We start from the raw sequence: 21,300 nt of genomic DNA, 5'->3' as shown, positions 1-21,300 counted from the left end.
CGTGCCAACTAATGGCCCTCCAGCTACTGCTAGTCGCTGGCCGGCAGCGGCTTAGCGTCCTTGACGGTGAGCGGAGTCTGGCCGATGCTGAGCGTTCCGGCACCGGCCTTGGTCACCAGGACCTCCGCGCCGTTTTGGTCGACGTAACGCTTACCCATCAGATTCCCTTCGGAGAACGCGGGATCGAGGGCTGCGTCCGCTGACGGCTGGCTGCCGATCGGCAGCATCGGTACCCCACCTGCGCGCAGATCATCCAGATACTGGCGCAGTTCTCCGGGATCTGGTTCGCAGCCCTGGGACGGTGCCACCACCGCGACGATGGCCCGCCCCCGGTGCAGGTCCTCGACGCCCACCATCGCGACCTGCTGTACGTGTGCGTGTTCTGGGCAGGCGGCTCCGGTGTCGGGGTAATGGCTAAGTTCCCCGACGGTCAATCGGTGCTCACCGGACACCACTGCCACCGCGTCCGGATCACTCGACTCAGCCATTTCGAGTAGCAGCGAAATGCTCAATGACGATTCTTTCGGGGCGGACTGACGTCGGCGGCATCTATTGTAGGGGATTAATCCGCTATATAGTTATCTGGTTAGAGACGGTGGGGCGGCAGGCCGTCCTCCAGGTCTGCCGGGAACCTGCCGGGAGGAGCGCAATGGGCAATTCGCCGGAAGTAGCCATCATCGGCGTGGGACTTCATCCGTTCGGGCGCTACGACGACCGGTCCGCGCTGGAGATGGGGGCCGTGGCGATCCATCGCGCCCTGCGCGACGCGGGCGTCGATTGGAAGCAGGTCCGAAGTCTGTACGCCGGAAGCCTCGAGGTCGCCAATCCAGAAGCCGTCACCGGGCTGGTCGGCATGACCGGGCTGCCGGCCCGCGCCGTGCTGAGCGGCTGCGCGACCGGCAATTCGCTGCTGACGCTGGCCGCGCGCGACGTGCAGAACGGCGAGGCCGACATCGCCGTGGGTGTCGGCTTGGACAAACACCCGCGCGGCGCGTTCGGCGCCGACCCGTCGGTGTCGGGTCTGCCGCAGTGGTACGGCGACCAGGGCATGTTTTTGACCACCCACTATTTCGGCACCAAGATCATGCGCTACATGCATGACCACGGCATCAGCGAACAGACGCTGGCCAAGGTTGCCGAGAAGAACTTCGCCAACGGCTCGCGCACCCCGCACGCCTGGCGCCGCAAAGCGATGAGCGCAGAGGCCATCCTGGCGTCGCCGGTCGTCAACGCGCCCCTTCGGCAGTACATGTACTGCAATCCCAACGAGGGTGCCGCCGCCGTTGTTGTTTGTCGGGCCGATAAAGCCAAGCAGTACACCGACACCCCGATCTATCTTCGTTCCACCGCGCTGCGCAGCCGCCGCGAGGGCGCCTACGAACTGCTTCGCACCTCCATCGAGCTGCCACTGGTCCCGGGCACCACCACCGAAGCCGCGGCGGCCGCCTACGAACTGGCCGGCGTCGGGCCCGCCGACATCGATGTCGCGCAATTGCAGGACACCGACTCGGGTTCAGAGCTCATCCACATGGCCGAGACGATGCTGTGCAAGGACGGCGAGCAAGAGGCGCTGCTGCACGATGGCGCCACCGAAATCGGTGGACGCATCCCGATCAACACCGACGGAGGCCTGCTGGCAAACGGCGAACCGGTGGGCGCATCCGGGCTCCGCCAGGTTTTCGAACTCGTGCATCAGCTTCGCGGCACGGCCGGAGACCGGCAGGTGCCCAACAACCCGAAGGTGGCCCTCGCGCAGCTCTACGGGGCACCCGGGACCGCCGCGGTCGCAATCCTCAGTCGGTAACCGCCCAACGGAAGGACACCCAGATGACCCAGGCCGACTCGCGTCAGCGCGCCGAGGTCGACCTCGACCATCACTCCCCGGAATTCCGCGAAGACCCCCACGGCACCTTCCGGCGGATGCGCGAATCAGGTTGCCCGGTGGCGCATTCGCCTCACTACGGCGGATTCTGGGCCCTGGTCGATTACGCTTCGGTCTTCGAGGCCTCCCGCGATGACGAGCTGTTCAACTCCGCGCCGTCCATTGGGGTGCCGGCCAGCCCAATTCCGTTTCCCATCCTGCCGATCGAGTCCGACCCGCCGGCGACACTGGAACTGCGCGAAGCAACGCTGCGGCGGTTCTCCCCGGCATCGGCCGAGCGGTTCCGCGAGTCGGCGCTTGAGATGACCGATGAAGCGATCGACGCGTTCATCGAGCGCGGCGAATGCGATCTGGTGGGGGAGCTGACCACTCCGCTGCCGGCCCGGCTGATCCTTCGGCTGCTCAACTTCGACGAGTCGCGCGCCATGGAATGGGTGCGCTGGGTGCACTCGACCGTCCACGACCGCGCCCACAACCCGGAGAAGGCGGCGGAGGCCGGCATGGCGATGTTCGCTGAGATCGGCAAGCACATGGAACAGCGGCGTTCCCAAGGCCTCGGCGACGACTTGTTCAGCGATATCCTGCGGGGCACGCTGAACGGGAAGCCCCTCGATGACACGCAAATCACCATGTACGCCTTCCTGATGATGCTCGGCGGCATGGATACCACCAGCGGCTTCACCGGCAATGTGTTGCTGCGCTTGTGCCAAGACCCCCAGTTACGCCAGCAGTTGATCGCCGATCCTGAGCTGATCAAAAAGGGCACCGACGAGCTGCTGCGGTTGTACTCACCGACGTTGGGATTGGCCCGCACCGTGTCGCGCGACGCGGAGTTCCATGGCCAGCCGCTGTGTGCCGGGGACCGCGCGATCCTGATGTGGGGAGCGGCCAACAGAGATCCAGCCATGTTCGACGACCCCGACACGCTAGATTTGGCCCGACCGAATGCCAAGAAGCACATGGCATTTGGTGTCGGCATCCACCGCTGCCTGGGCTCGCACTATGCCAAGATGATGTTTCAGGTGATGGTGGGCCAGGTGCTGAAACGCCTGCCCGACTTCGAGCTGGCCGGCGAGCCCGAACGGTTCGCCGATGCTGGCGAGGTCTACGCGGTGCGCAAACTGCCGGTTAGGTTCACGCCGGGACCGCGCAAGGGCTAGCACAGGCCATGGCTGAGACAGTCGTCGTCGAGGGCGCCGAGATCGAATACAACGACACCGGATCTGGACCGCCGCTGGTATTCGTGCACGGTGTGTATGTGACCGGAGCCTTGTGGGACGACGTCACTCGGCGGCTGTCCGACAGGTACCGCTGTATCGCACCGACGTGGCCGTTCGGCGCGCAGCGCACACCGGTGGGCCCACACGCCGACCTAGGTGTGCGCGCAGCCGGCTGGCGGATCTCCGGATTGCTTGAGGCGCTTGATCTCTCCGACGTGACGCTGGTAGCCAACGATACCGGCGGCGGCATCGTGCAAGCCGCGCTGGGCGACGGGGGGCTGGATTTCGGGCGAGTGGCGCGGCTGGTTTTCACCAACTGCGACAGCTTCGAACACTTCCCGCCGTCCGGGTTCGCGCCGCTGGTACGGCTATGCCGGCTCAGCGCAACCCTGGGGATGGTCGTGTTGCGGCTGTTGGCGACCGGTCCGGGCCTCGCCCGGTTCGCCTCGACGGTCACTCGCCGCGGCATCGATCGTGCGCGCTGGCCAGCGCTTTTTGGCGGCTTCGCGAACTCGGCCGCTGTTCGCCGGGAGGCGGTTCGCCTCACCGCCGACCTCGACCCGAGCTACACGTTGGCCGCGACAGCGGCGATGAAGGCCTGGGACAAACCGGTGCTGATCCTGTGGGGGGACTCCGACCGGCTGTTCCCGATGACCCACGCCCGCCGGCTAGCCGAAACCTTCCCGCACGCGCAGTTGCGCACAATCAACAACAGCTCGACCTACGTGATGCTGGATGAGCCGAACGAAACAGCCAGCGCGATAAGTGAATTCGTGGCAGGTGTAGTCCGGTGACAGCAAGTACCGTCGCCTCGCTGCTCGATGAAGCCGCGGCGAGCAGGCCGGGTCGGCCGCTGCTGCGCGATATCGCCGCCGCCACGCTGACCGTGGGCGAGGTCGCCGGTCTGACCCTGACCGCAACCCGGTGGCTGTGGCAGGCCGGCGTGCGGCCCGGTATGACGGTCGCCTGGCAGCTGCCCTCGCATGTTTCCGCGGCGCTGCTGATGCTGTCGCTGGCCCGCGCGCCCGTCACCCAGGCGCCGATCATCCACCTCTACCGGCGGCGTGAGGTCGCAGCGGCCGTCGACGGTTGTGGCGCTGACGTGTTGATCGTCGACGCTTCGACCGGCGACAACGCGCCTGCCGGCACCCGCGTCGTCGAACTGCCGCCCGACTTCGCGGCCGCGGTGCAGGTGCTGGGTCCGCACCCGGCGTCGGAGCTGGTCGCCCAGACCAGGCCCGCCGATACCCGCTGGATCTACTTCACCTCCGGGGCCACCGGCCGCCCGAAAGCGGTGCGGCACTCCGACGCGACGCTGCTGACCGCCGCCCGCGGCTACACCGCACACCTCGGGCTGGGGTCTGAACGCGACGAACTGGGAACGATCGCCTTTCCAATCGCGCACGTCGGCGGCATTGTCTACCTGGCCGGCGCGCTGCTCGCCGACTATCCCGTGCTGATGGTGCCCAAGTTCGCGCCTGAGCAACTGGCCGGGCTGCTCGCCGAACACCGGGTCACGGTCACCGGCGCCAGCACTGCCTTCTACCAGATGATGCTCTCGGCGCAGCTGGGCAGCGGACGCAGCGAACCTGTGGTGCCTTCGCTGCGGATGCTCATCGGCGGTGGCGCCGCTTGCCCACCCGAGTTGCACAAGCAGGTTCGCCAGCATCTGGGCATCCCAATCGTGCACGCTTACGGAATGACCGAGGCGCCGATGGTGTGCGCCAGCAAGGCCACCGATACCGAAGAACAACAAAGCTTCTCCAGTGGCTCGCCCATACCGACGGCCCAGGTTCGGATCGCCGAGCGTGACGAGATCCAAATCCGCGGCGGCAACGTCACGCCGGGCTATGTCGATACCGGGCAATGGCGCCAGGCGCTGACTCCCGACGGGTGGTTCCGCACCGGCGACCAAGGTTATCTGCGGCCCGACGGCCGTATCGTGGTGACCGGGCGGATCAAGGATCTGATCATCCGCAAAGGCGAAAACATCGCACCCGATGAGATCGAAAACGAGCTGCTGGCCCACCCGCTGGTGGATGACGTAGTGGTGCTCGGCCTGCCCGATGAGCTTCGCGGCGAACTGGTGTGCGCGGTGGTGCGGCGCTCGCCGCGACACCGCGACGTGACCCTCGACGAACTGTGCAGCTTTCTCGACGAGCGCGGTCTGATGAAGCAGAAGTGGCCGGAACGGCTGGTCGTCGTGGACGAATACCCGCTGACCGGTCTTGGCAAGGTCGCCAAGACCGAGCTGGCCCGGCAGATAGGAGTGGCCCGATGACACGGCTCAGCGCCGACGAAGCACGCGAGCTCGGGCACACCGTCCGCGCCGCCTGCGAAAGGCTGGCCACCGAAGAGCGGGTCCGTGAAATCGCCTACGGCGATTCGGGAGGTGACAGCTACGACACCGAACTGTGGCGAGTGCTGTGCCGGCAGGTCGGCGTCGGAGCCATCGCTTTGCCCGAAGAGGCGGGCGGCGCGGGCTACGGTGCCCGCGCCCTGGGGGTCGTCGCCCATGAACTCGGCCGGGCACTGGCCCCGGTGCCGTTCCTGGCGTCGACGGTGCTTGCTACTGGCCTGCTGGTGGACACCGGCGTCGACGAGCAATTGCTGGCCGGGCTCATCGACGGCGAACGGACCGCGACCGCCGTCCTCACCGAACGCGCCGGCTCGTGGAACCGTAATGCCGTCGCCGCCGTGGCCAGCCACAACAGCAACGGGTGGAGCTTGAGGGGCACGGCACACCACGTGCTGTACGGCGGGGCCGCCGACGACCTGGTCGTTGTCGCCACGATCGACACCGAACCCGCGATCTTCCTTGTCGATTCCGCCGCCCACGGTGTCACCATCAAGCCCGAGCGTGTACTGGACAAGACCCGGCCCATGGCCACCATCGAGTTCACCGCTGCCGCAGCCACGCGGCTCAGCGGAGACGGCCCGGTCGACGACGTGATTGAGCGCAGCCTCGACCGGGCCATCGCGGTGCTATCGGCCGAGCAGGTCGGAGCATGCGAGCGGGTGCTGGAGATAGCGACCGACTACGCCCGAACCCGCGAGCAGTTCGGCCGGGCGATTGGCAGCTTCCAGGCCATCAAGCACCGGTGCGCCGATATGCTTGTCGACCTCGAATGGGCCCGCTCGGCATCGCTGGCCGCCCTGCGATCCGTGGACGACGACGACGGAGATTCGCGCTGGCGCGTCAGCATGGCCAAGGCGGTGTGCTCCGAGGCATTGCGGGCCGCGTCGCACGCCAACCTGCAAATTCACGGCGGCATCGGCTTCACCTGGGAAGACTCGGCGCACTTGTACGTCAAACGGGCGCGCACCGACGAGGTCATCTTTGGTGCACCCGGGGCGCACTGGGATCGCTTAGCGGCTGAAGCCAAGCTGCTGTAGGCGCAGCCGCTTGCTGCAGGGCTACGGGCAAGACTAGACTTAGCAGAAATAACTAAATGTTTTTCTGTATAGCGGTCGTGCGAGGAGGCACCGATGCCGTTGCAGCCCTGGATGCAGTTGATCTCTGTCGACGACCATCTGATCGAGCACCCGAAGGTGTGGAGCGACCGGCTGCCCAGGAAGTACTTGGAGGCCGGGCCGAAGATCATCGAATGGGAACGGCCCGACACCGGCCAAATGTGCCAAGTGTGGGAATACGAGGGCCGCATCTATCCCTACATCGGGCTAAACGCAGTGGCCGGCAAGAAGCCCGAGGAGTACGGCATCGAGCCCGTGCGCTACGACGACATGATCCCGGGTTGCTACGACCCCAAGGCGCGGGTTGCCGACATGGACATCGACGGGGTGCAGGCGATGACCTGCTTTCCGTCGTTTCCCCGGTTCGCCGGCGCGGTCTTCGCCGAGGGCCAGGACAAGGAACTGGCCAAATTATGTTCGCAGGCCTGGAACGACTTTCATCTCGACGAATGGGCAGCCACCGCTCCTGACCGGTTCATTCCGGTTGCGATGATTCCGTTCTGGGACATCGACGCCAGCGTCAAGGAGATCTACCGGGTCGCCGAAAAGGGCGCCAAGTGCGTGACCTTTCCGGACCTTCCCGACAAGCTGGGCCTGCCGTCGGTGCACTCCGATCACTGGGATCCTGTGCTTTCGGCGATGGAGGAGACCGGCTTGGTGCTGGCCCAGCACTTCGGCTCTGGCGGCTTCCCGCCGCCGATCGCGCCGGACGCCCCATTTGCGGTCTTTATCGTGCTGATGGGCACGATGTCGATGACGGCGCTCACCGACTGGCTTTTCAGCCACACCCTCTACCGGCACCCGAAGCTGAAAATCGGCTTGTCCGAGGGCGGAATTGGTTGGCTGCCCTACATTCTGGAGCGGGCCGACAGCGTGTGGCGAAAGCATCGCTTCTACAACAACATCAACCAGGACCATCCACCGACCTACTTGTGGAAAAAACATTTCCACGGCTGCTTCATCGAGGACGACTTCGGCGTCGATGTGCGCTACACGATCGGTGTCGACCAGATCACGTGGGAATGTGACTACCCACACTCCGACTCGTTTTGGCCGCAGAGCCGTGAACGTGCGGCCGAGACGTTTAAAAACGTTCCCGACGACGAAGTGCACCGCATGGTGGAGCTCAATGCCCGCGAGTTCTATAACTTTCCGAGAGCAGCCTGAATTGACCGACCCGACAAGCACCGAACAGCTGCCGGTCGACGATTGGGCCGACCAGGACCTGTTGACCAAAGCCGAAGCGAGGAAACGACTGATCGAGGAGATCGGCCGCACCCGGGCAAGACTCGATCGGCTCCGGACCGAGACCCCAGATGCCAAGGCGGAAATCACGCTGCTCTCCCGACGCGTCCACGCGATGGAATCGATTCGCGGCGAGTACGACGGGTATCTCACCGGGAATTGATGTGTCGGTAACAATCGACGGCGCGGAGGACGCGCAGGATCTCCAGACCCTCCGATCCCGCATCCGTGCGTTCTTGGAAGGCGCCCCCAAGCCCACCGGGCTGCGTAACTACGGGCCGACCCCGGCGCAAACCGACGTCGAGGCAGGCCGGGCCTGGCACAAATACCTCGCTCAGCACGGCTACGTCTGCCTGCATTGGCCAGTGGAATACGGGGGCGCCGATGCATCAGTGGCCTACCAGGCGATCTTCGCCGAGGAATGCGCGCGGGCCGGGGTGCCCCGTCAGCTCGCCATTACTGGCGTCGATCTCGTCGGCCCTGTGCTCATCAAATTCGGAACCGCCGAGCAAAAGACGAAATACCTCGAACCGATCCGGCTTGGTGACCATATCTGGACCCAGCTGTTTTCCGAACCCGGCGCTGGCTCGGATCTGGCCGCAGTGCGCACCCGTGCGGAAAAGACCGCCACCGGCTGGCGGATCGGCGGGCAAAAAGTGTGGAGTTCGGCTGCCAATTCGGCGGACTTCGGGCTGTTGCTGGCCCGCACCGGCCCCGATCGGTACCGGGGCCTAAGCATGTTCATCGTACCGATGGACGCTCCCGGCATCACCGTACGCCCGCTGAGACAGATCGACGGCGAAAGCAAGTTCAACGAGGTCTTCTTCGATGGCCTCGAGCTGGCCGATGACGCGCTCATCGGCGAGGTCGGCCAGGGTTGGAGCATCGCGCTGGTGACGTTGGGACGCGAGCGGCTCACCATCGGCGCCAATGCGGTGGGCATGTTCAAACTGCACGAGCGGATGGTGCAGGCGGCGCGCGACCACGACAACCTCGATCCGGTGGTCGCCCGGTCGCTCACCAAACTGTGGGCTCGGATCTGGCTGCTGCGCTTCACCTGGCAGCGGGCCCTCGAGGACGGAGACCTCACCTCTCCGGCCTTTTCCGTGCTCAAGCTGATGGCCTCCGAAACGGACCGCGACCTCGCCGACATGGCCACCGACGTGCTGGGCGCCGACGCCTGTGTGGACCCCGCAGACGACGAGCTGGTAAGAGCGATGCTCGTCGGTCGAGCCCAAACGATCCTCGGTGGCACCAGTGAGATCCAGCGCAACATCCTCGGTGAACGCGTGCTGGGGCTGCCGAAGGAGCCGCATTGACGACGACATCGGAACTTTCCAGGACGCTCCGGACGCTGCTGCCGGCCGGCGGAACCGTTGCTCTCGGCGATGGCGTCGGCGCAATACGCACCCTCGAGGACGGCCGGCCCGTCGGCGCGGTCTTGTCGGACGCGGCCCGGCAGATCGGCGGGGTGCGGCTGGTGCTGGGCTGGATGCCGGCCCCGCTTTACGGCATCGACCCCGACGCCTTCGCCGACGTGATCGCGCTGATGCCCGGGTGGGGTCTTCGCGATCTATTACTTTGTCCCCCAGCTCGTTTCGTCCCGACACCGCTGTCGGCTATTCCCGCGCTGTTGGCCGGCAGCCTTCGACCCGACGTGCTGATCACCCGTCTGGTCGACCGCAGCGGACGGCTGCATTTCGGCACCGAAGTGTCCTGGCAGCGTGGCCTCGTGGAATCCGGTGTGCCGGTGCTGGCGATCATCGATACCACCGCCCCCACCGCCAGCGCCGAAGCCCCGGTTGATCCGGAACAGGTCACCCTCGTCGGCCGCACGGGCGATGGACCGATCCTGATCCCGGACAAGGAACCCGAACCCGTCCACGAGGCGCTGGCCGACGCGGTGCTTCGTTTCGTCCCCGAGGGGGGCGCGGCTGCAGTACGGGCCCGGCCAACTAGGTACCGCGCTGCTGTCGCGGACGACAGTACCGCTGCGCATCGACACGGGCCTTCTCACCGACGCCGTGGTCGACCTGGACAAGCGTGGTCTGCTGGCCGCAACACCGTCGGCGAGCTATCTGCTGGGCAGCGAAACCCTCTACAACTGGGCCGACGGCAAGCCGATCCTGCGAGGTATCGAACATACTCACGACATCACCCGCCTGTCGCGCAGCGACCCCGTTCATCGCGGTTAACACCGCGATCGAAATCGACCCCGTCGGACAGATCAACGTCGAAGGCGTCGGTGACAACGTGTTCGGGGGTATCGGCGGACACCCCGATTACTGCGCCGCGGCGTCCTGCAGCCGCGGCGGGCTGTCCATCATCGCGGTCCCATCCAGCTACAAGGGGCGTTCCCCGCTGGTGCAAGCCCTGAGCCGGCCCGCATCGACACCCGCCTACCACGTCGACCTGATCGTCACCGAATCTGGTTGTGCCGATCTGCGGGGTGCGGATTGGCCGCGCCGTCGCAACCTGATCACCGATTTGTTCAGCAATTGGGAGCAAGCCACCGATGCCTGAAGGTCCGCTGAGCGGTCGTGTCGTTCTGGTCACTGGCGGTGGTCGCGGCATCGGCCGCGCACACTGCCTTGCACTTGCCGAGCAAGGTGCTGCGGTCGTCGTCAACGACCCAGGTGTGGGCCGCGACGGCAGCGGTGGTGAAGCCGCACCGGCGGCTGCAGTCGTCGCCGAAATCGAAGCAGCCGGCGGCAAAGCGGTCGCCCACACCGGATCGGTGTCGGTGTGGGCTGACGCCGCCGATATGGTGAACACGGCTGTCGAGACGTTCGGCACCCTCACTGGCGTGGTCAACAACGCAGGCATCGTGCGGGACGCCACGGTGGTCAATGCCACCGAAGCCGACTGGGATGCTGTGATCGCCGTTCACCTCAAAGGCACCTTTGCGGTAACCAAGCATGCGTGTGAGTACTGGCGAGCACAATCCAAGGCAGGCAACCAGATCGACGCACACATCGTCAACACGGTGTCCGGGGCGGGACTGTGGGGCAACGTCGGGCAAAGCGCCTACGGCGCGGCGAAGGCCGCGATCGCCAACCTCACCGTCGTCACCGCCATGGAGACTCGCCGCTACGGTGTTGCCGTCAACGCGATTTCACCGCTGGCGGTCACCCGGATCAGCCAAGACTTCTTCGCCGGTGAACGGGCCACCGATCCCGCATTGGACCCCGCCCGCAGCTCTGCCGTCGTCGCGTGGCTGCAGTCACCGGAATCCTCGTGGCTCACCGGACAGATCTTGAGGATCGACGGCCACAAGCTGATCCGGATCGAAGGCTTTACCGAAGCCCCGCAGCGTTACCATGCCAAAGACGGTGCAAGCCTGCGGTTCTCCGAGATCGGCCAGGCGGTGAGCTGGCTATACGGCACATCGCCACGGGGTTTGGCCGGCCCGCTACCAGCTAGCTGAGCGAGGCCCCGCAGCGCACGATGGAGCTTCGCCGGTGGTGCCATCCGATGGCCCGTGGCTATGGCCCGAGTCTATGGAATGCTGCCAAGGAGGTGGCGACAACGCGGCCGCCGCTGCCTTCGTCGACCAGTGTCGACTCGATGCCAATCCTCGGCCCCTGCGCACCGACCAGCGTGGCGGTGCCCACGAACGGGCCTACGTCACCGGGCTTTACAAACATCACCGTGTAGTGATCCACTTGCAGATCGGCAGTCTGCAAAACCCGTTCGAACTCATCGGTCATCGCCGCTTCCAACGCGATATTTATCGCTCCTTGCTGCAGCGCCAGGTGTGGCGAGGCAGGTGCCTCCCCAATTGACTTCGTCGATAAACATTCGCTGCCTTGGAGCATCACGCAGCTACGCGTAGAAGGCCGAGCCGCCGTCAACGTTGATGTTCGCCCCAGTCGTGTAGGTATTGCGCTGGGATGCGAGAAAACAGATCACCGGACCTATTTCATCGGGCACGCCAGCGCGGCCCAGATCGGCGCGGACACCGAAGGTAGTAGAGATATAACGCATCACCGAGTCGGGATCATCGGCTCGCACCCCACGCTCGGGCGGCAGAGAAGCAATGTGGCCACGCATCTGGTCGCTAATAAATGTGCCGGGTGACACCGTGTTACACAGAATGCCTTCAGGCGCAAGTTCAAGCGACATATTCTTGGTGATGCTGTTCAATGCGGCCTTGGCGGCCGTGTATTCGATTAGGCCATGCCCCTGGCTACGTGCCGACATCGCCGACACGTTAACTATGCGCGCCCACCCGGCTGCGCGTAGCAGGGGCAGCGCAGCACGTGCACAACGTACCGCCGCTAATGCGCCAAGCACGTAGGCATCGATGAACTGCTCGTCGGAAACATGTTCCCAGCCAAGTTGCGAAACCGCCGGTCCCGCAGCGCACACCAAGGCGTTCAGTTGGTCCCAGCGTTGAGCCACTTTCGCGAAACCGGCCTCGACGGCGTTGGCGTCAGCCACATCGACCGAAACAGCGAACGACTCGGGGCTGCCCAACTCCGTTAGTCGTTGAACGGTCTCATCAAGGGCATGTTGCTCACGCGCCATCACGACGACCCGGGCACCCTCCGCGGCGAAGCACTCGGCCGCAGCACGGCCCATGCCCTTGCTGCCGCCTTGGACACAAACGGTCGCCCCGGCAAGACCCAGATCCACTCCAACCCCCTGGCAACTTGTTCCTGTTTGGTGCTCGTCCCGCGAATACACGACCGGTTGCCGTGCGCGGCGGCCGCCGAATTCCTTAGAAAGCGGACCGGTGCAGGCCGCCGTCCACCTCGATCCAGTTGCCGGTCATGTATCCGGCGTGCTCAGAGCACAGGTAAACGATCAGCGACGCGATCTCAGCCGGCTTGCCCATCCGCCCGGCGGGTACCCGGGCCTGGGTGAGCATGAACTCGCGCCGCTGCTCGTCGGTATGCAGTCCTACATGGTTCTTGACGTAATCGATCGCGTTGTCGGTCTCGATCCACCCGGGGGCGACCGTGTTGACGGTGATCCCATAGCGCGAGTACTCGTCGGCGACCGTCTTGAGCAGGCCGATGGTCGACGGGCGGGTGGCGTTGGCGACCACGTGATGAATGCTTCCGGTGGGTTCTTTGGCCGTCGCCGATCCGACGTGCACGAATCGGCCCCATCCGGCATCCCGCATGCCGGGCAGCACGGCATGCAACAGATTGAACTGGCTGATGGTGTAGGCCTCGAAGGACTCGCGGTAGGGCTGCGGGTCGGTGATATCGGCAAAGTCACCGGTTCGCAGGTACTTGGTCTGCCCGACGACTATCAGCGGCGGGCCCAACTGGTCGCGGACCTGCTGAACAGCATTGTCGACATCGACGCGTTGGGTGATATCGGCCGACACACCCATCGCGTCACCTCCGCGCTGCCGAAGGTCTTCGACCGCGGCATCGATATCGGCGCGGGTCCGTGCGACGACCGCCACCGGACACCCCTCGTCGACCAGCATTTTGGCAACCTCGTACCCGATGCCCTTGCTGCCGCCGACAACCAGAGCCACCCTGCCCTTGATGCCCAGATCCACAAGAACTCCTTCCCTTGCGAGCTAGTGGCCGAAGTGCTTCAACGGCCGTTCGACGAACTCGAACACCACGCCGTCGGGTGAGCGAAGGAAAGCGATATAGAGCCCGTCGATCTTGGTGCCCGGCAGCGGACACCACACCGGTTCACCCTGTCGCTCAACGGAATTAGGCAGCAGTGACAACGCTTTCTCGAGGTTCTCGACTCGCAGCGCACAGCGGTAGAGGCCTTGGCGGTTACCGCCCCAGGGCACCGGATCGTGGCGGGCGGTGTCGGGATGCTGCACCACGGTGAGGCTGAACTGCTCGCCATCCTCGGGTAAGCCGAAGCGGGCGACTACGCAGTCAACAGGCTCAGTGGAACCACCGGGAGCGAGCTGCTCGGCTGCAACCTTCGTGCGTGTCGGCGGCTTCAGCTCGGCGAAACCGATGGCGGTCAGAAAGCCCGCGGTCGCAGAGGCGTCGATGGCCGCGATGCGTATCCCATCGAATGTTGCTCGGCCCGGCCCGATACCGGCAGGCCTGCCGGCCAGTTCGATCACGGCACCGTCGGGGTCGCATACCAGCACTGACGTGGCGCCCGATATCAACCCGTCAACCGGGTCCCCGACAATGCCGCCGGCGTTCCGCAAAATTGCTGCCGTACCCGCCAAGTCGGCGATGGTCATCAGAGCCGACCGGATACCTGGGCGCGTCGGGTCGCTGCTCGGATCGGGTTCCAGTGGCGGGCTGCGATACTCGATGGCCTCCAACGCGCAACCAGCGCGCCCACCCCTGGCATCATAGAGAAACGCTGTGGCACAGTATGTTTGGCCAGCGAGTCCCAGGATGCTACCATCCGTGGCCACCGTGGGATCGGTCCGCATCCGCGCGGACAGGCCAAGCTGCTGCCCATACAGCCTCTCGGTGACACTCAGCGACGCACAGTTGAGGTTGACGTGCAAAAACCGCCGCGCCAGATGCTCGGAGACCGGCACTGCTACAACACCACCGACTTCACCTTGAAGTCGATGATCTCGTCTTCGCTGTAACCGAGTTCGGCCAGCACAGCATCGGTGTGCTCGCCGTGACCCGGCGCGCGGCGCAACTGCAGCGCGGTTTCGTCGAACTGCACCGGGCTTGCGGCCAAGGCGAACTCGTTGTTGTTCGCGTCGGTGGTCCGGGGCAGGTAACCATTGGCCAGGACCTGCGGGTCGGCGTGCACTTCGTGGGCGGTGCGCATTACGTCCCACACACCGCCGAACCCGGCGAACGCCTTCTCCCAGTGGGCGAGATCTTCTGACTCGAAGGTCTTGCGAAGCTCGGCGATACAGTCGGCGCGATTCGCGAAGCGAACCGCCGCGTTAGCGTAGCGCTCGTCGTCGATCAAGTCCGGCCGGTTGATTCGCTTGCAAAAGTCCGCCCAGAACCGGTCGGCCTGTAGCAGCACGAACGCGATGAAGCGACCGTCTCGAGTCTTGTAGATGCTCGCTACCGGGTTGGGCATGTCCTCCAGCTGGAATTTCGGGATGTCGGCTCCGGTGACGCCCGCACCGACGATATCGGGCCCAAGTTGCCAGATCGCCGCACCCAACAGCGATACGTCAACGACCGACGGTTCGCCGGTGCGTTCGCGCTTGACCAACGCTCCAGCGATGCCGGCGGCGATCGCCAGCCCACCGTACACGTCACCGAATGCGGGCCGCTGGATAGGTGGATAGGACCCGTCACCGAGCGCATACGCGTGACCGATTCCGCCGCGCGCCCAGTAGGCAGCGAGATCGAAGCCGCCGTGATCGGCCAATTCCCCTTTGGTGCCGTATCCGTGGCCGCGGGCGTAGATGATCTTGGGGTTGCGTGCCCGCAGCTGCTCGACGTCGACCCCCATCCGCCGCCGGGAATCCGGTAGCAGGTTGGTGAGGAAAACGTCGGCGGTCTCGACCAGCTTCATGAGTAGCTCGTGACCCTGCGGGTTGGACGTGTCCAGACCAACGCTGCGTTTGCCTCGGTTCGGCTGCTCGATGAAATGGTTGACAGCGCCGGCGCCGGCGACGATGCCCGAGCTGATCAGGCCCCGCTGCGGGTCTCCCGTCTCTGGGTGCTCGATCTTGATGACGTCGGCACCCCAGTCGGCCAGCACCGCGCCGGCCGACGGAACAAAAGACCAGGAGGCGAGTTCGATTACCCGGATACCGCTGAGAATGTCGGTCATGGTTCCTTCACTTGTCAGGCCAACGGATAGGCGATGACCTTGGTTTGCAGATGCTGTTCGAAGCCCTCCAGGCCGTTCTGCCGGCCGATACCGCTCATCTTGTAGCCGCCGAACGGCGCATCGGCGCCGTAGAACAAGCCGCTATTGACGTTTACCGAGCCGGTTCGGATACGGCGGGCAACGGCCATCGCGCGCTCGTTGGAGCCCATCACCGTCCCGGCCAGCCCATACATCGAATTGTTGGCCAGCTCTACCGCGCCGTCGTCGCCGCCGTCATAGGGAGTGATCGTGAGTACCGGGCCAAAGATTTCCTCTTGGAAGATCTTCATGTCCGGCGTAACGTCAGCGAAAATCGTTGGTGCGACGAAATACCCGCGTTCGCAGCCCTGCGGCGCGCCGCCACCGACCGTGACCCGCCCGCCCTGCTGCTTGCCGATCGCGATGTAGTCCATCACCCGGTCGCGCTGCTTGGCCGATATCAGCGGACCACAGAAGTTAGCCGGATCGGCCGGATCCCCGCAGCCGACTGCGGCGAATGTCGCGGTCGCTACCTCGACGGCCTGGTCGTAGAGATGGCGGGGCACCAACATGCGGGTGGCCAGCGCACAACCCTGCCCAGAGTGGATCAAGGCGCCCATGCAGCCGGGCAGCGCGACCGACATGTCGGCATCATCGAGCACGATGTAGGCTGACTTTCCGCCCAGCTCGAGCAGATTACGTTTCATGGTGTCGCCCGACAGCCGCTGGATCAGCCGGCCTACGGCCGTAGATCCGGTGAAGGAGATCATGTCGATGCGGGGGTCGGTGAGCAGCCGCTGGGCGATGTCGTTGTCGGAGGCGGGCACGATGTTCACCACGCCCGCGGGAATGTCGGTCTTCTCGGCGATGATTCGCCCCCAGCGCAGCGCGCTCCACGGCGCTTCGATCGCTGGCTTGAGGACCATCGTGTTCCCGGTCGCCAGGATCTGACCCATTTTGTTGCTGATGATTTCGAACGGGAAGTTCCACGGGGTGATGGCCCCGACCACACCCATCGGTTCCTTGACCACCATACGGTTGTAGGGCACGCCCATCTTGGCGTCCTGATCAAGCATCCGCTCCCATCGGAATTCGGTGATGAACTCCGCGGGCCAGCGCACCGCGTCGGCCAGCGGCCAGTCGAGTTGCGCGATATAGGTGGAGCTGATCGGCGCGCCGGCCTCCGCGACCAGCTCGGCGCGCATGTCCTCCTTCTCCTCCTGCAGTGCGTTATGCAGTTGCCGAAGACAGTGTTGACGGAACTCGCGATCGGTCGACCAGTCGGTGACGTCGAATGCCCGGCGCGCTGCGGCAATCGCCTCCTCCATGTCGTCGACACCGGCGTCGGTGCACACACCGAGCACTTCTTCGGTGGCCGGGTTGATGTTGTCGGCGGTTTTGCCGGTCGACGACTCGCGCAGTCGACCGTCGATGTACAGACGCGTTTCCGGGTTGAATTGGACGGTGGCGGCGGCGACCGGTGAAACCGACATTGGCCCAACCTCTCGCTTGCGAACACGGGATGTGGTCTAGTCTACTGCTTATAGCTAATTGTTTATCGGATTATCCGGAGGTTACCTTGTCGTCCGCGGTGACCGAACGCCGGCGTGACTACGTCGGGGATGTCGCGCTGTATCGGCAAGACTTCCGACGCTATCTAGCCGGTCTGGATTGGGCGGACGATTGGCGAAAGGCTTTTTTCAGCAGCACCGAAGACGGCCTGGCCCACGACGCCCGGGTGATGGCTCGACTCTATGACGCCGGCTGGAACCGGTTCGGCTGGCCCGAGCAGGCCGGCGGCCTGGGCGGCAACGAGATTCACCGGGCCGTCTACTACGAGGAACTCGGCCACGCGATGCTGCCCATCCCCGCACAGCACTGGACGCTGGAAGTGCTGGGCCCGGTGCTGCTGGAGTTCGCGCCGGAGCTGGCCGAACGGCACCTGCCGGCGTATCTGAGGGGTTCGGAGTGGTGGGCCCAGGGGTTCTCCGAACCGGAGTCGGGCAGCGACCTGGCGTCGTTGCGCACCCGGGCGGTCGCCGACGGTGGTGCCGGTTTTGTCATCAACGGCACCAAGATTTGGACCAGCCAGGGACCGACGGCCACCAGGCTGCTAGTGCTCGCCCGCACCGGCGCACTGGAGAGCCGCCACCGCGGCCTGACGATGTTCATGGTCGATGTGGACAGCCCCGGGGTCACCGTCCGCCCAATCGCGTTGGCGAGCGGCCGACGTGAGCTCGCAGAAGTCTTCTTCGACGATGTGCGGGTGCCCCGGGACCGAGTAATCGGCGACATCGACGGCGGCTGGGCCGTGACGATGCACTTGATGCAATTCGAACGCGGCATGTACGGCTACGCGGTGCTTAACAAGGTGCTGACCGAGCTGGGCAGGCTGCGCGCTGACATGGCCACCCGCGGCGCCTCGGCCGGCGCCCGCGAGCGCTTTGCCCGCGTGTACATCGACGTCGTGGCCGCACAGGCGCGCACCGCGACCACTGTCCGCGCGCTCGCGCGCGGCGACACCGTGGGGCCGGCCAGCAGCGTCGACAAGCTGCTGTTCGGCAAGGCAGAGAAGGCGGTCAACGACCTCATCCTCGATGTGCAGCGGCAATGGATGATCGCCGGTAGCTGCGACGGGCAGGTTTCGTCGAGCCGCGACGAACTCGACACCGCGCGGGCCGAATGGTGGTATTCGCGCGCGGCGACGATCATGGGCGGCACCGCCGAGATCCAGCGCGGCATCATCGCCGACCACATCCTGGGCCTGCCGAAGGAGAAGCGGTGAGTGTCGACGAATCCTGGCCGATGATCGAGGAAGCGGTGTTTCGGCTCTTCGAGGAGCTGGCCGACAAATCAGACCACGTCGCCATCGGGCCGCGCCTGGCTGAGCTGGGCTGGTCGGACATCGAGGCCGAATACCCCGTTGAGTCGTGTGAACTGTTGTTTCGCGCCCAGGGCCGCACATTAGCCCACACCGACTGTCTGGATCGAGTCATGCTGGCCGAATTGACCGCGCTGCTCGACGAACCGGCTGACGGAATCGTGCTGCCCAACCTCGCCGATGGCTGTACTCCCGGCTCAGCCGAGGACCAGGTGACCGGCATCGTCGTGGGATGTCCACGGGGCCGCATGGTGGTGCCGGTATCGGGTGCTATGGGAACGGTATCGGTGGGCGTCGTCGACGCGGACCGGCTGACCTCTCAGCGACTGAACACTTTCGACGCCTCGGTGTGCTGGTCGCACGTGTCAGGTGCGCTCGACGGCGAGCTGATCGAGGCATCCACCGAATGGAACCGGGCAATCTCGGCGGCGCACCGTGCACTGGCCACCGAGTTGGTCGCGGTGGCCGACCGGGCGTTGCGGATCGCGGTGGACCACATCAGCGGCCGCGTCCAGTTCGGGATGCCGATCGGCTCGTTCCAGTCGCCGCGACACGCGCTGGCCGACGCTGCGGCCACCCTGGAGGGCGCCCGGGCGCTGCTGGGTGAGACCTGGCGCTACGGGGGGCGGATGTCGGCTCAGACCGCCAAGGCGGCCGCCGGACGGGCGCATCGGGAGGTGGCCGACGCCGCGCTTCAGGTGTGCGGCGCCATCGGGCTGACCGCCGAGCATGAACTGCACCGGTGCGTGGCCCGCGGGTTTCAGATCGATGCACTGTGTGGGTCCTACCAACAGCTCGAGGCGCTGCTGGCTGACCGGCTCTTCGAGACCTACTCCCCCGGTCGTGCGCTACCCGCCATCATCGACTTGGGCTAACCAGACTGGAGGATTGTTTTGCGCCGCAACATCTTTGAACAGGTCCACGAGGACTTCCGGGCAACTGCGCGGGAATACTTCGAGCGCGAATGTGCCCCGTATGTCGAAAAATGGGAGCGCGATGGCAAGGTCAGCCGCGAAGCCTGGCGCGCTGCGGGCGAGCACGGGTTGATTGGGTGGGCGCTGCCGGAGAAATACGGCGGCCTCGGCGTCACCGACTACCGGTTTAACCAGATCATGGCCGAGGAATTCTTCGCCACCGGCTCAGTCGGCCTTGGGTTCGGCGTGGCGAACGACATCCTGGTGCCCTACCTCAACGACTTGACCACCGAGGAACAGAAGCAACGCTGGCTGCCCAAATTCATTGCCGGAGAGCACATCGGCTCGATCGCGATGTCTGAGCCGGCCGCCGGCTCAGACCTGGCAGGCATTAAAACCACCGCCCGCGACGAAGGCGACCATTGGGTGGTCAACGGTCAGAAGACGTTCATCAGCAACGGTCTGCTGTCCACGCTGGTGCTGACCGCGGTCAAGACCGATCCCGCTGCGGGGCACAGAGGAATCAGCCTGCTGATGATCGAAGAAGGCATGCCCGGCTTCACCCGTGGCCGCAAGCTCGACAAGATCGGTCAGCACTCCGCCGACACCGCCGAATTGTTCTTCGACAACGTCCGAGTACCGAAAGAAAACCTTGTCGGCGAGCTCAATCGCGGCTTCTACCATCTGGTCTCACACCTGGCGACCGAACGGTTGGGGGTGGCCTGTTACGCCGTCCCGGCGGCGCGCAGGGCGCTCGAATTGACCAAGGCCTACGCACGTGAACGCACCGCGTTCGGTCAGCCGATCGGCAAGTTCCAGGTCAACCGGCACTTCATCGCCGAGATGCAGACCAAGCTCGATGTTGCCCAGACCTACCTGGACCAGTGCGTGCTATCCGCCAATGACGGCACGCTCACCGACGAGGATGCCGCGGGGCTGAAATGGTGGACCTCGGAGATCCAGTGGGAGATCGTCGACCGATGCCTGCAGATGCACGGCGGTTACGGCTACATCAACGAGTACGAGGTGGCCCGGCTGTGGCGCGACTCGCGGGTGCAGCGGTTATACGCCGGCACCACCGAAATCATGAAGGACCTGATGGGCCGGGCAATGGGGTACTGACCATGATGCGAGGTGTTACCCACGCGTCAGTTAACCTGGAAGACAGTTAAATGAATCGCACTTTCGGCGCAATCGCCAGCGGAAGGAGCGGCAACGTGGAGGTCAACAGCCTTCGGGAACCGAAGATGGCCGAACGGGTGGCCACCGTGCTGCGCCGCATGATGGTCCGCGGCGAACTCGCCGAAGGCACCATGCTGCCACCGGAATCCGAGCTGATGGAGCGGTTCGGCGTCTCCCGGCCCACGCTACGGGAAGCGTTTCGGGTACTGGAGTCCGAATCACTGATCAACGTCGAGCGCGGGGTGCGCGGTGGTGCGCGAGTCACCCGCCCGCGGCGCCAGACGCTGGCCCGCTACGCCGGCCTGATCCTCGAGTACGAGGGCGTCACATTAAAGGACGTCTACGACGCCCGGGTGACCATCGAAGTGCCCGTGGTCGTGCAGCTTGCCACGAAGCGGAACCCTGCCGTGATCGCCGAGCTCGAGGAGATCGTCGAGGCCGAAAGCCAGCTTGAGCCGGGCACCGAAGCCGTCGACCAACTAACCGACTTCCACGCCGCTATCTCCCGGCTCTCGGAGAACAAGACACTGCAGATGATCAACGAGATGCTGCACCACATCATCGAGAAGGCCAACCGATCACTGCAGCCGACCACCGGCGCCCGCGCCGAGCAGGCGGCGCGGAAGTCGGCCAAAACCCACCGGATGATCGTGGACATGATCAAGGCCGGCGAGGCCGAGCGCGCCGGCGAGCTGTGGAGCCGACATCTGCGAAAAGCCGAGGAGTTTTTGTTCACTGGCGCCGAGTTGTCGACGGTCGTCGACCTGCTGGAATGAC

20 protein-coding genes and 1 pseudogene are annotated in these 21,300 nt (G+C 65.1%); 14 read left to right on the top strand and 7 right to left on the bottom strand.

Going from position 1 to position 21,300, the window contains the following annotated elements; all coding sequences use genetic code 11:
* Positions 1-29 precede the first annotated feature (29 nt).
* On the bottom strand, positions 30-488 hold the full coding sequence (locus MHEC_RS24670; protein WP_142358674.1) for an AMP-binding enzyme: 459 nt from the start codon (positions 486-488) through the stop codon (positions 30-32).
* Positions 489-649: 161 nt separating this feature from the next.
* Between MHEC_RS24670 and MHEC_RS03530 the strand changes: the two genes are divergently transcribed.
* The 10 genes and pseudogenes from MHEC_RS03530 (at position 650) to MHEC_RS03485 (ending at position 11,248) form a co-directional block, all read left to right on the top strand.
* Complete coding sequence (locus tag MHEC_RS03530; RefSeq protein ID WP_048889807.1) at positions 650-1,804, top strand: thiolase family protein; 1,155 nt, start codon at positions 650-652, stop codon at positions 1,802-1,804.
* 23 nt (positions 1,805-1,827) lie between these two features.
* Positions 1,828-3,042 carry a cytochrome P450 gene (locus tag MHEC_RS03525; RefSeq protein ID WP_048889806.1) on the top strand — a complete coding sequence of 405 codons (1,215 nt, stop codon included), beginning with the start codon at positions 1,828-1,830 and terminating at the stop codon, positions 3,040-3,042.
* 8 nt (positions 3,043-3,050) lie between these two features.
* Positions 3,051-3,896 (top strand): alpha/beta fold hydrolase, encoded by an 846-nt coding sequence (locus tag MHEC_RS03520; RefSeq protein WP_048889805.1) that lies wholly within the window; start codon positions 3,051-3,053, stop codon positions 3,894-3,896.
* Entirely contained in the window at positions 3,893-5,383 is a 1,491-nt protein-coding gene (locus MHEC_RS03515; RefSeq protein ID WP_048889804.1) for a class I adenylate-forming enzyme family protein, read from the top strand. Before MHEC_RS03520 ends, MHEC_RS03515 begins: the two co-directional genes overlap by 4 nt.
* Positions 5,380-6,498 (top strand): acyl-CoA dehydrogenase family protein, encoded by a 1,119-nt coding sequence (locus MHEC_RS03510; RefSeq protein ID WP_048889803.1) that lies wholly within the window; start codon positions 5,380-5,382, stop codon positions 6,496-6,498. Before MHEC_RS03515 ends, MHEC_RS03510 begins: the two co-directional genes overlap by 4 nt.
* A 93-nt stretch (positions 6,499-6,591) precedes the next feature.
* Entirely contained in the window at positions 6,592-7,743 is a 1,152-nt protein-coding gene (locus tag MHEC_RS03505; RefSeq protein WP_099869294.1) for an amidohydrolase family protein, read from the top strand.
* Position 7,744: 1 nt separating this feature from the next.
* Entirely contained in the window at positions 7,745-7,984 is a 240-nt protein-coding gene (locus tag MHEC_RS03500; protein ID WP_235434721.1) for a hypothetical protein, read from the top strand.
* Between the two features lies 1 nt (position 7,985).
* On the top strand, positions 7,986-9,140 hold the full coding sequence (locus MHEC_RS03495; RefSeq protein WP_048889800.1) for an acyl-CoA dehydrogenase family protein: 1,155 nt from the start codon (positions 7,986-7,988) through the stop codon (positions 9,138-9,140).
* A pseudogene (locus MHEC_RS03490) lies at positions 9,137-10,344 on the top strand (acetyl-CoA hydrolase/transferase C-terminal domain-containing protein). Before MHEC_RS03495 ends, MHEC_RS03490 begins: the two are co-directional and overlap by 4 nt.
* Positions 10,337-11,248, top strand: coding sequence for an SDR family NAD(P)-dependent oxidoreductase (locus MHEC_RS03485; protein WP_172442171.1), 912 nt, complete (start codon positions 10,337-10,339; stop codon positions 11,246-11,248). The pseudogene MHEC_RS03490 and the gene MHEC_RS03485 overlap by 8 nt, the downstream one beginning before the upstream one ends.
* A 58-nt stretch (positions 11,249-11,306) precedes the next feature.
* Here the strand turns inward: MHEC_RS03485 and MHEC_RS03480 are convergent, their stop codons facing one another.
* The 6 genes from MHEC_RS03480 to MHEC_RS03455 form a co-directional block, all read right to left on the bottom strand.
* A complete protein-coding gene (locus MHEC_RS03480) occupies positions 11,307-11,531 on the bottom strand; it encodes a hypothetical protein (RefSeq protein WP_048889798.1) in 225 nt (74 codons plus the stop codon).
* Positions 11,532-11,646: 115 nt separating this feature from the next.
* Entirely contained in the window at positions 11,647-12,459 is an 813-nt protein-coding gene (locus tag MHEC_RS03475) for an SDR family NAD(P)-dependent oxidoreductase (protein ID WP_048889797.1), read from the bottom strand.
* 85 nt (positions 12,460-12,544) lie between these two features.
* Positions 12,545-13,342: an SDR family oxidoreductase gene (locus MHEC_RS03470; RefSeq protein ID WP_048889796.1), complete on the bottom strand. Its 798-nt coding sequence runs from the start codon at positions 13,340-13,342 to the stop codon at positions 12,545-12,547.
* A 21-nt stretch (positions 13,343-13,363) separates the two neighbouring features.
* Positions 13,364-14,314, bottom strand: coding sequence for a VOC family protein (locus MHEC_RS03465; protein WP_048889795.1), 951 nt, complete (start codon positions 14,312-14,314; stop codon positions 13,364-13,366).
* A 2-nt stretch (positions 14,315-14,316) separates the two neighbouring features.
* Positions 14,317-15,528, bottom strand: a complete 1,212-nt coding sequence (locus MHEC_RS03460; protein WP_048889794.1) for a CaiB/BaiF CoA transferase family protein — start codon at positions 15,526-15,528, stop codon at positions 14,317-14,319.
* A gap of 14 nt (positions 15,529-15,542) precedes the next feature.
* Complete coding sequence (locus MHEC_RS03455; protein ID WP_048889793.1) at positions 15,543-17,039, bottom strand: aldehyde dehydrogenase family protein; 1,497 nt, start codon at positions 17,037-17,039, stop codon at positions 15,543-15,545.
* A gap of 98 nt (positions 17,040-17,137) precedes the next feature.
* Here MHEC_RS03455 and MHEC_RS03450 point away from each other — a divergent pair, with 98 nt between their 5' ends.
* The 4 genes from MHEC_RS03450 to MHEC_RS03435 all read left to right on the top strand — a co-directional run bounded on the left by MHEC_RS03450 (position 17,138) and on the right by MHEC_RS03435 (position 21,299).
* A complete protein-coding gene (locus MHEC_RS03450; RefSeq protein WP_372507382.1) occupies positions 17,138-18,331 on the top strand; it encodes an acyl-CoA dehydrogenase family protein in 1,194 nt (397 codons plus the stop codon).
* 20 nt (positions 18,332-18,351) lie between these two features.
* Positions 18,352-19,302: an acyl-CoA dehydrogenase family protein gene (locus MHEC_RS03445; protein WP_048889909.1), complete on the top strand. Its 951-nt coding sequence runs from the start codon at positions 18,352-18,354 to the stop codon at positions 19,300-19,302.
* 18 nt (positions 19,303-19,320) lie between these two features.
* Entirely contained in the window at positions 19,321-20,463 is a 1,143-nt protein-coding gene (locus MHEC_RS03440; protein ID WP_048889792.1) for an acyl-CoA dehydrogenase family protein, read from the top strand.
* 95 nt (positions 20,464-20,558) lie between these two features.
* Positions 20,559-21,299 (top strand): FadR/GntR family transcriptional regulator, encoded by a 741-nt coding sequence (locus MHEC_RS03435; protein ID WP_048889908.1) that lies wholly within the window; start codon positions 20,559-20,561, stop codon positions 21,297-21,299.
* The last annotated feature ends 1 nt before the right edge of the window (position 21,300 follow it).

It is taken from the genome of Mycobacterium heckeshornense (genome assembly GCF_016592155.1).
GTDB lineage: Bacteria > Actinomycetota > Actinomycetes > Mycobacteriales > Mycobacteriaceae > Mycobacterium > Mycobacterium heckeshornense.
This window is presented reverse-complemented; position numbering and strand designations above follow the sequence as displayed.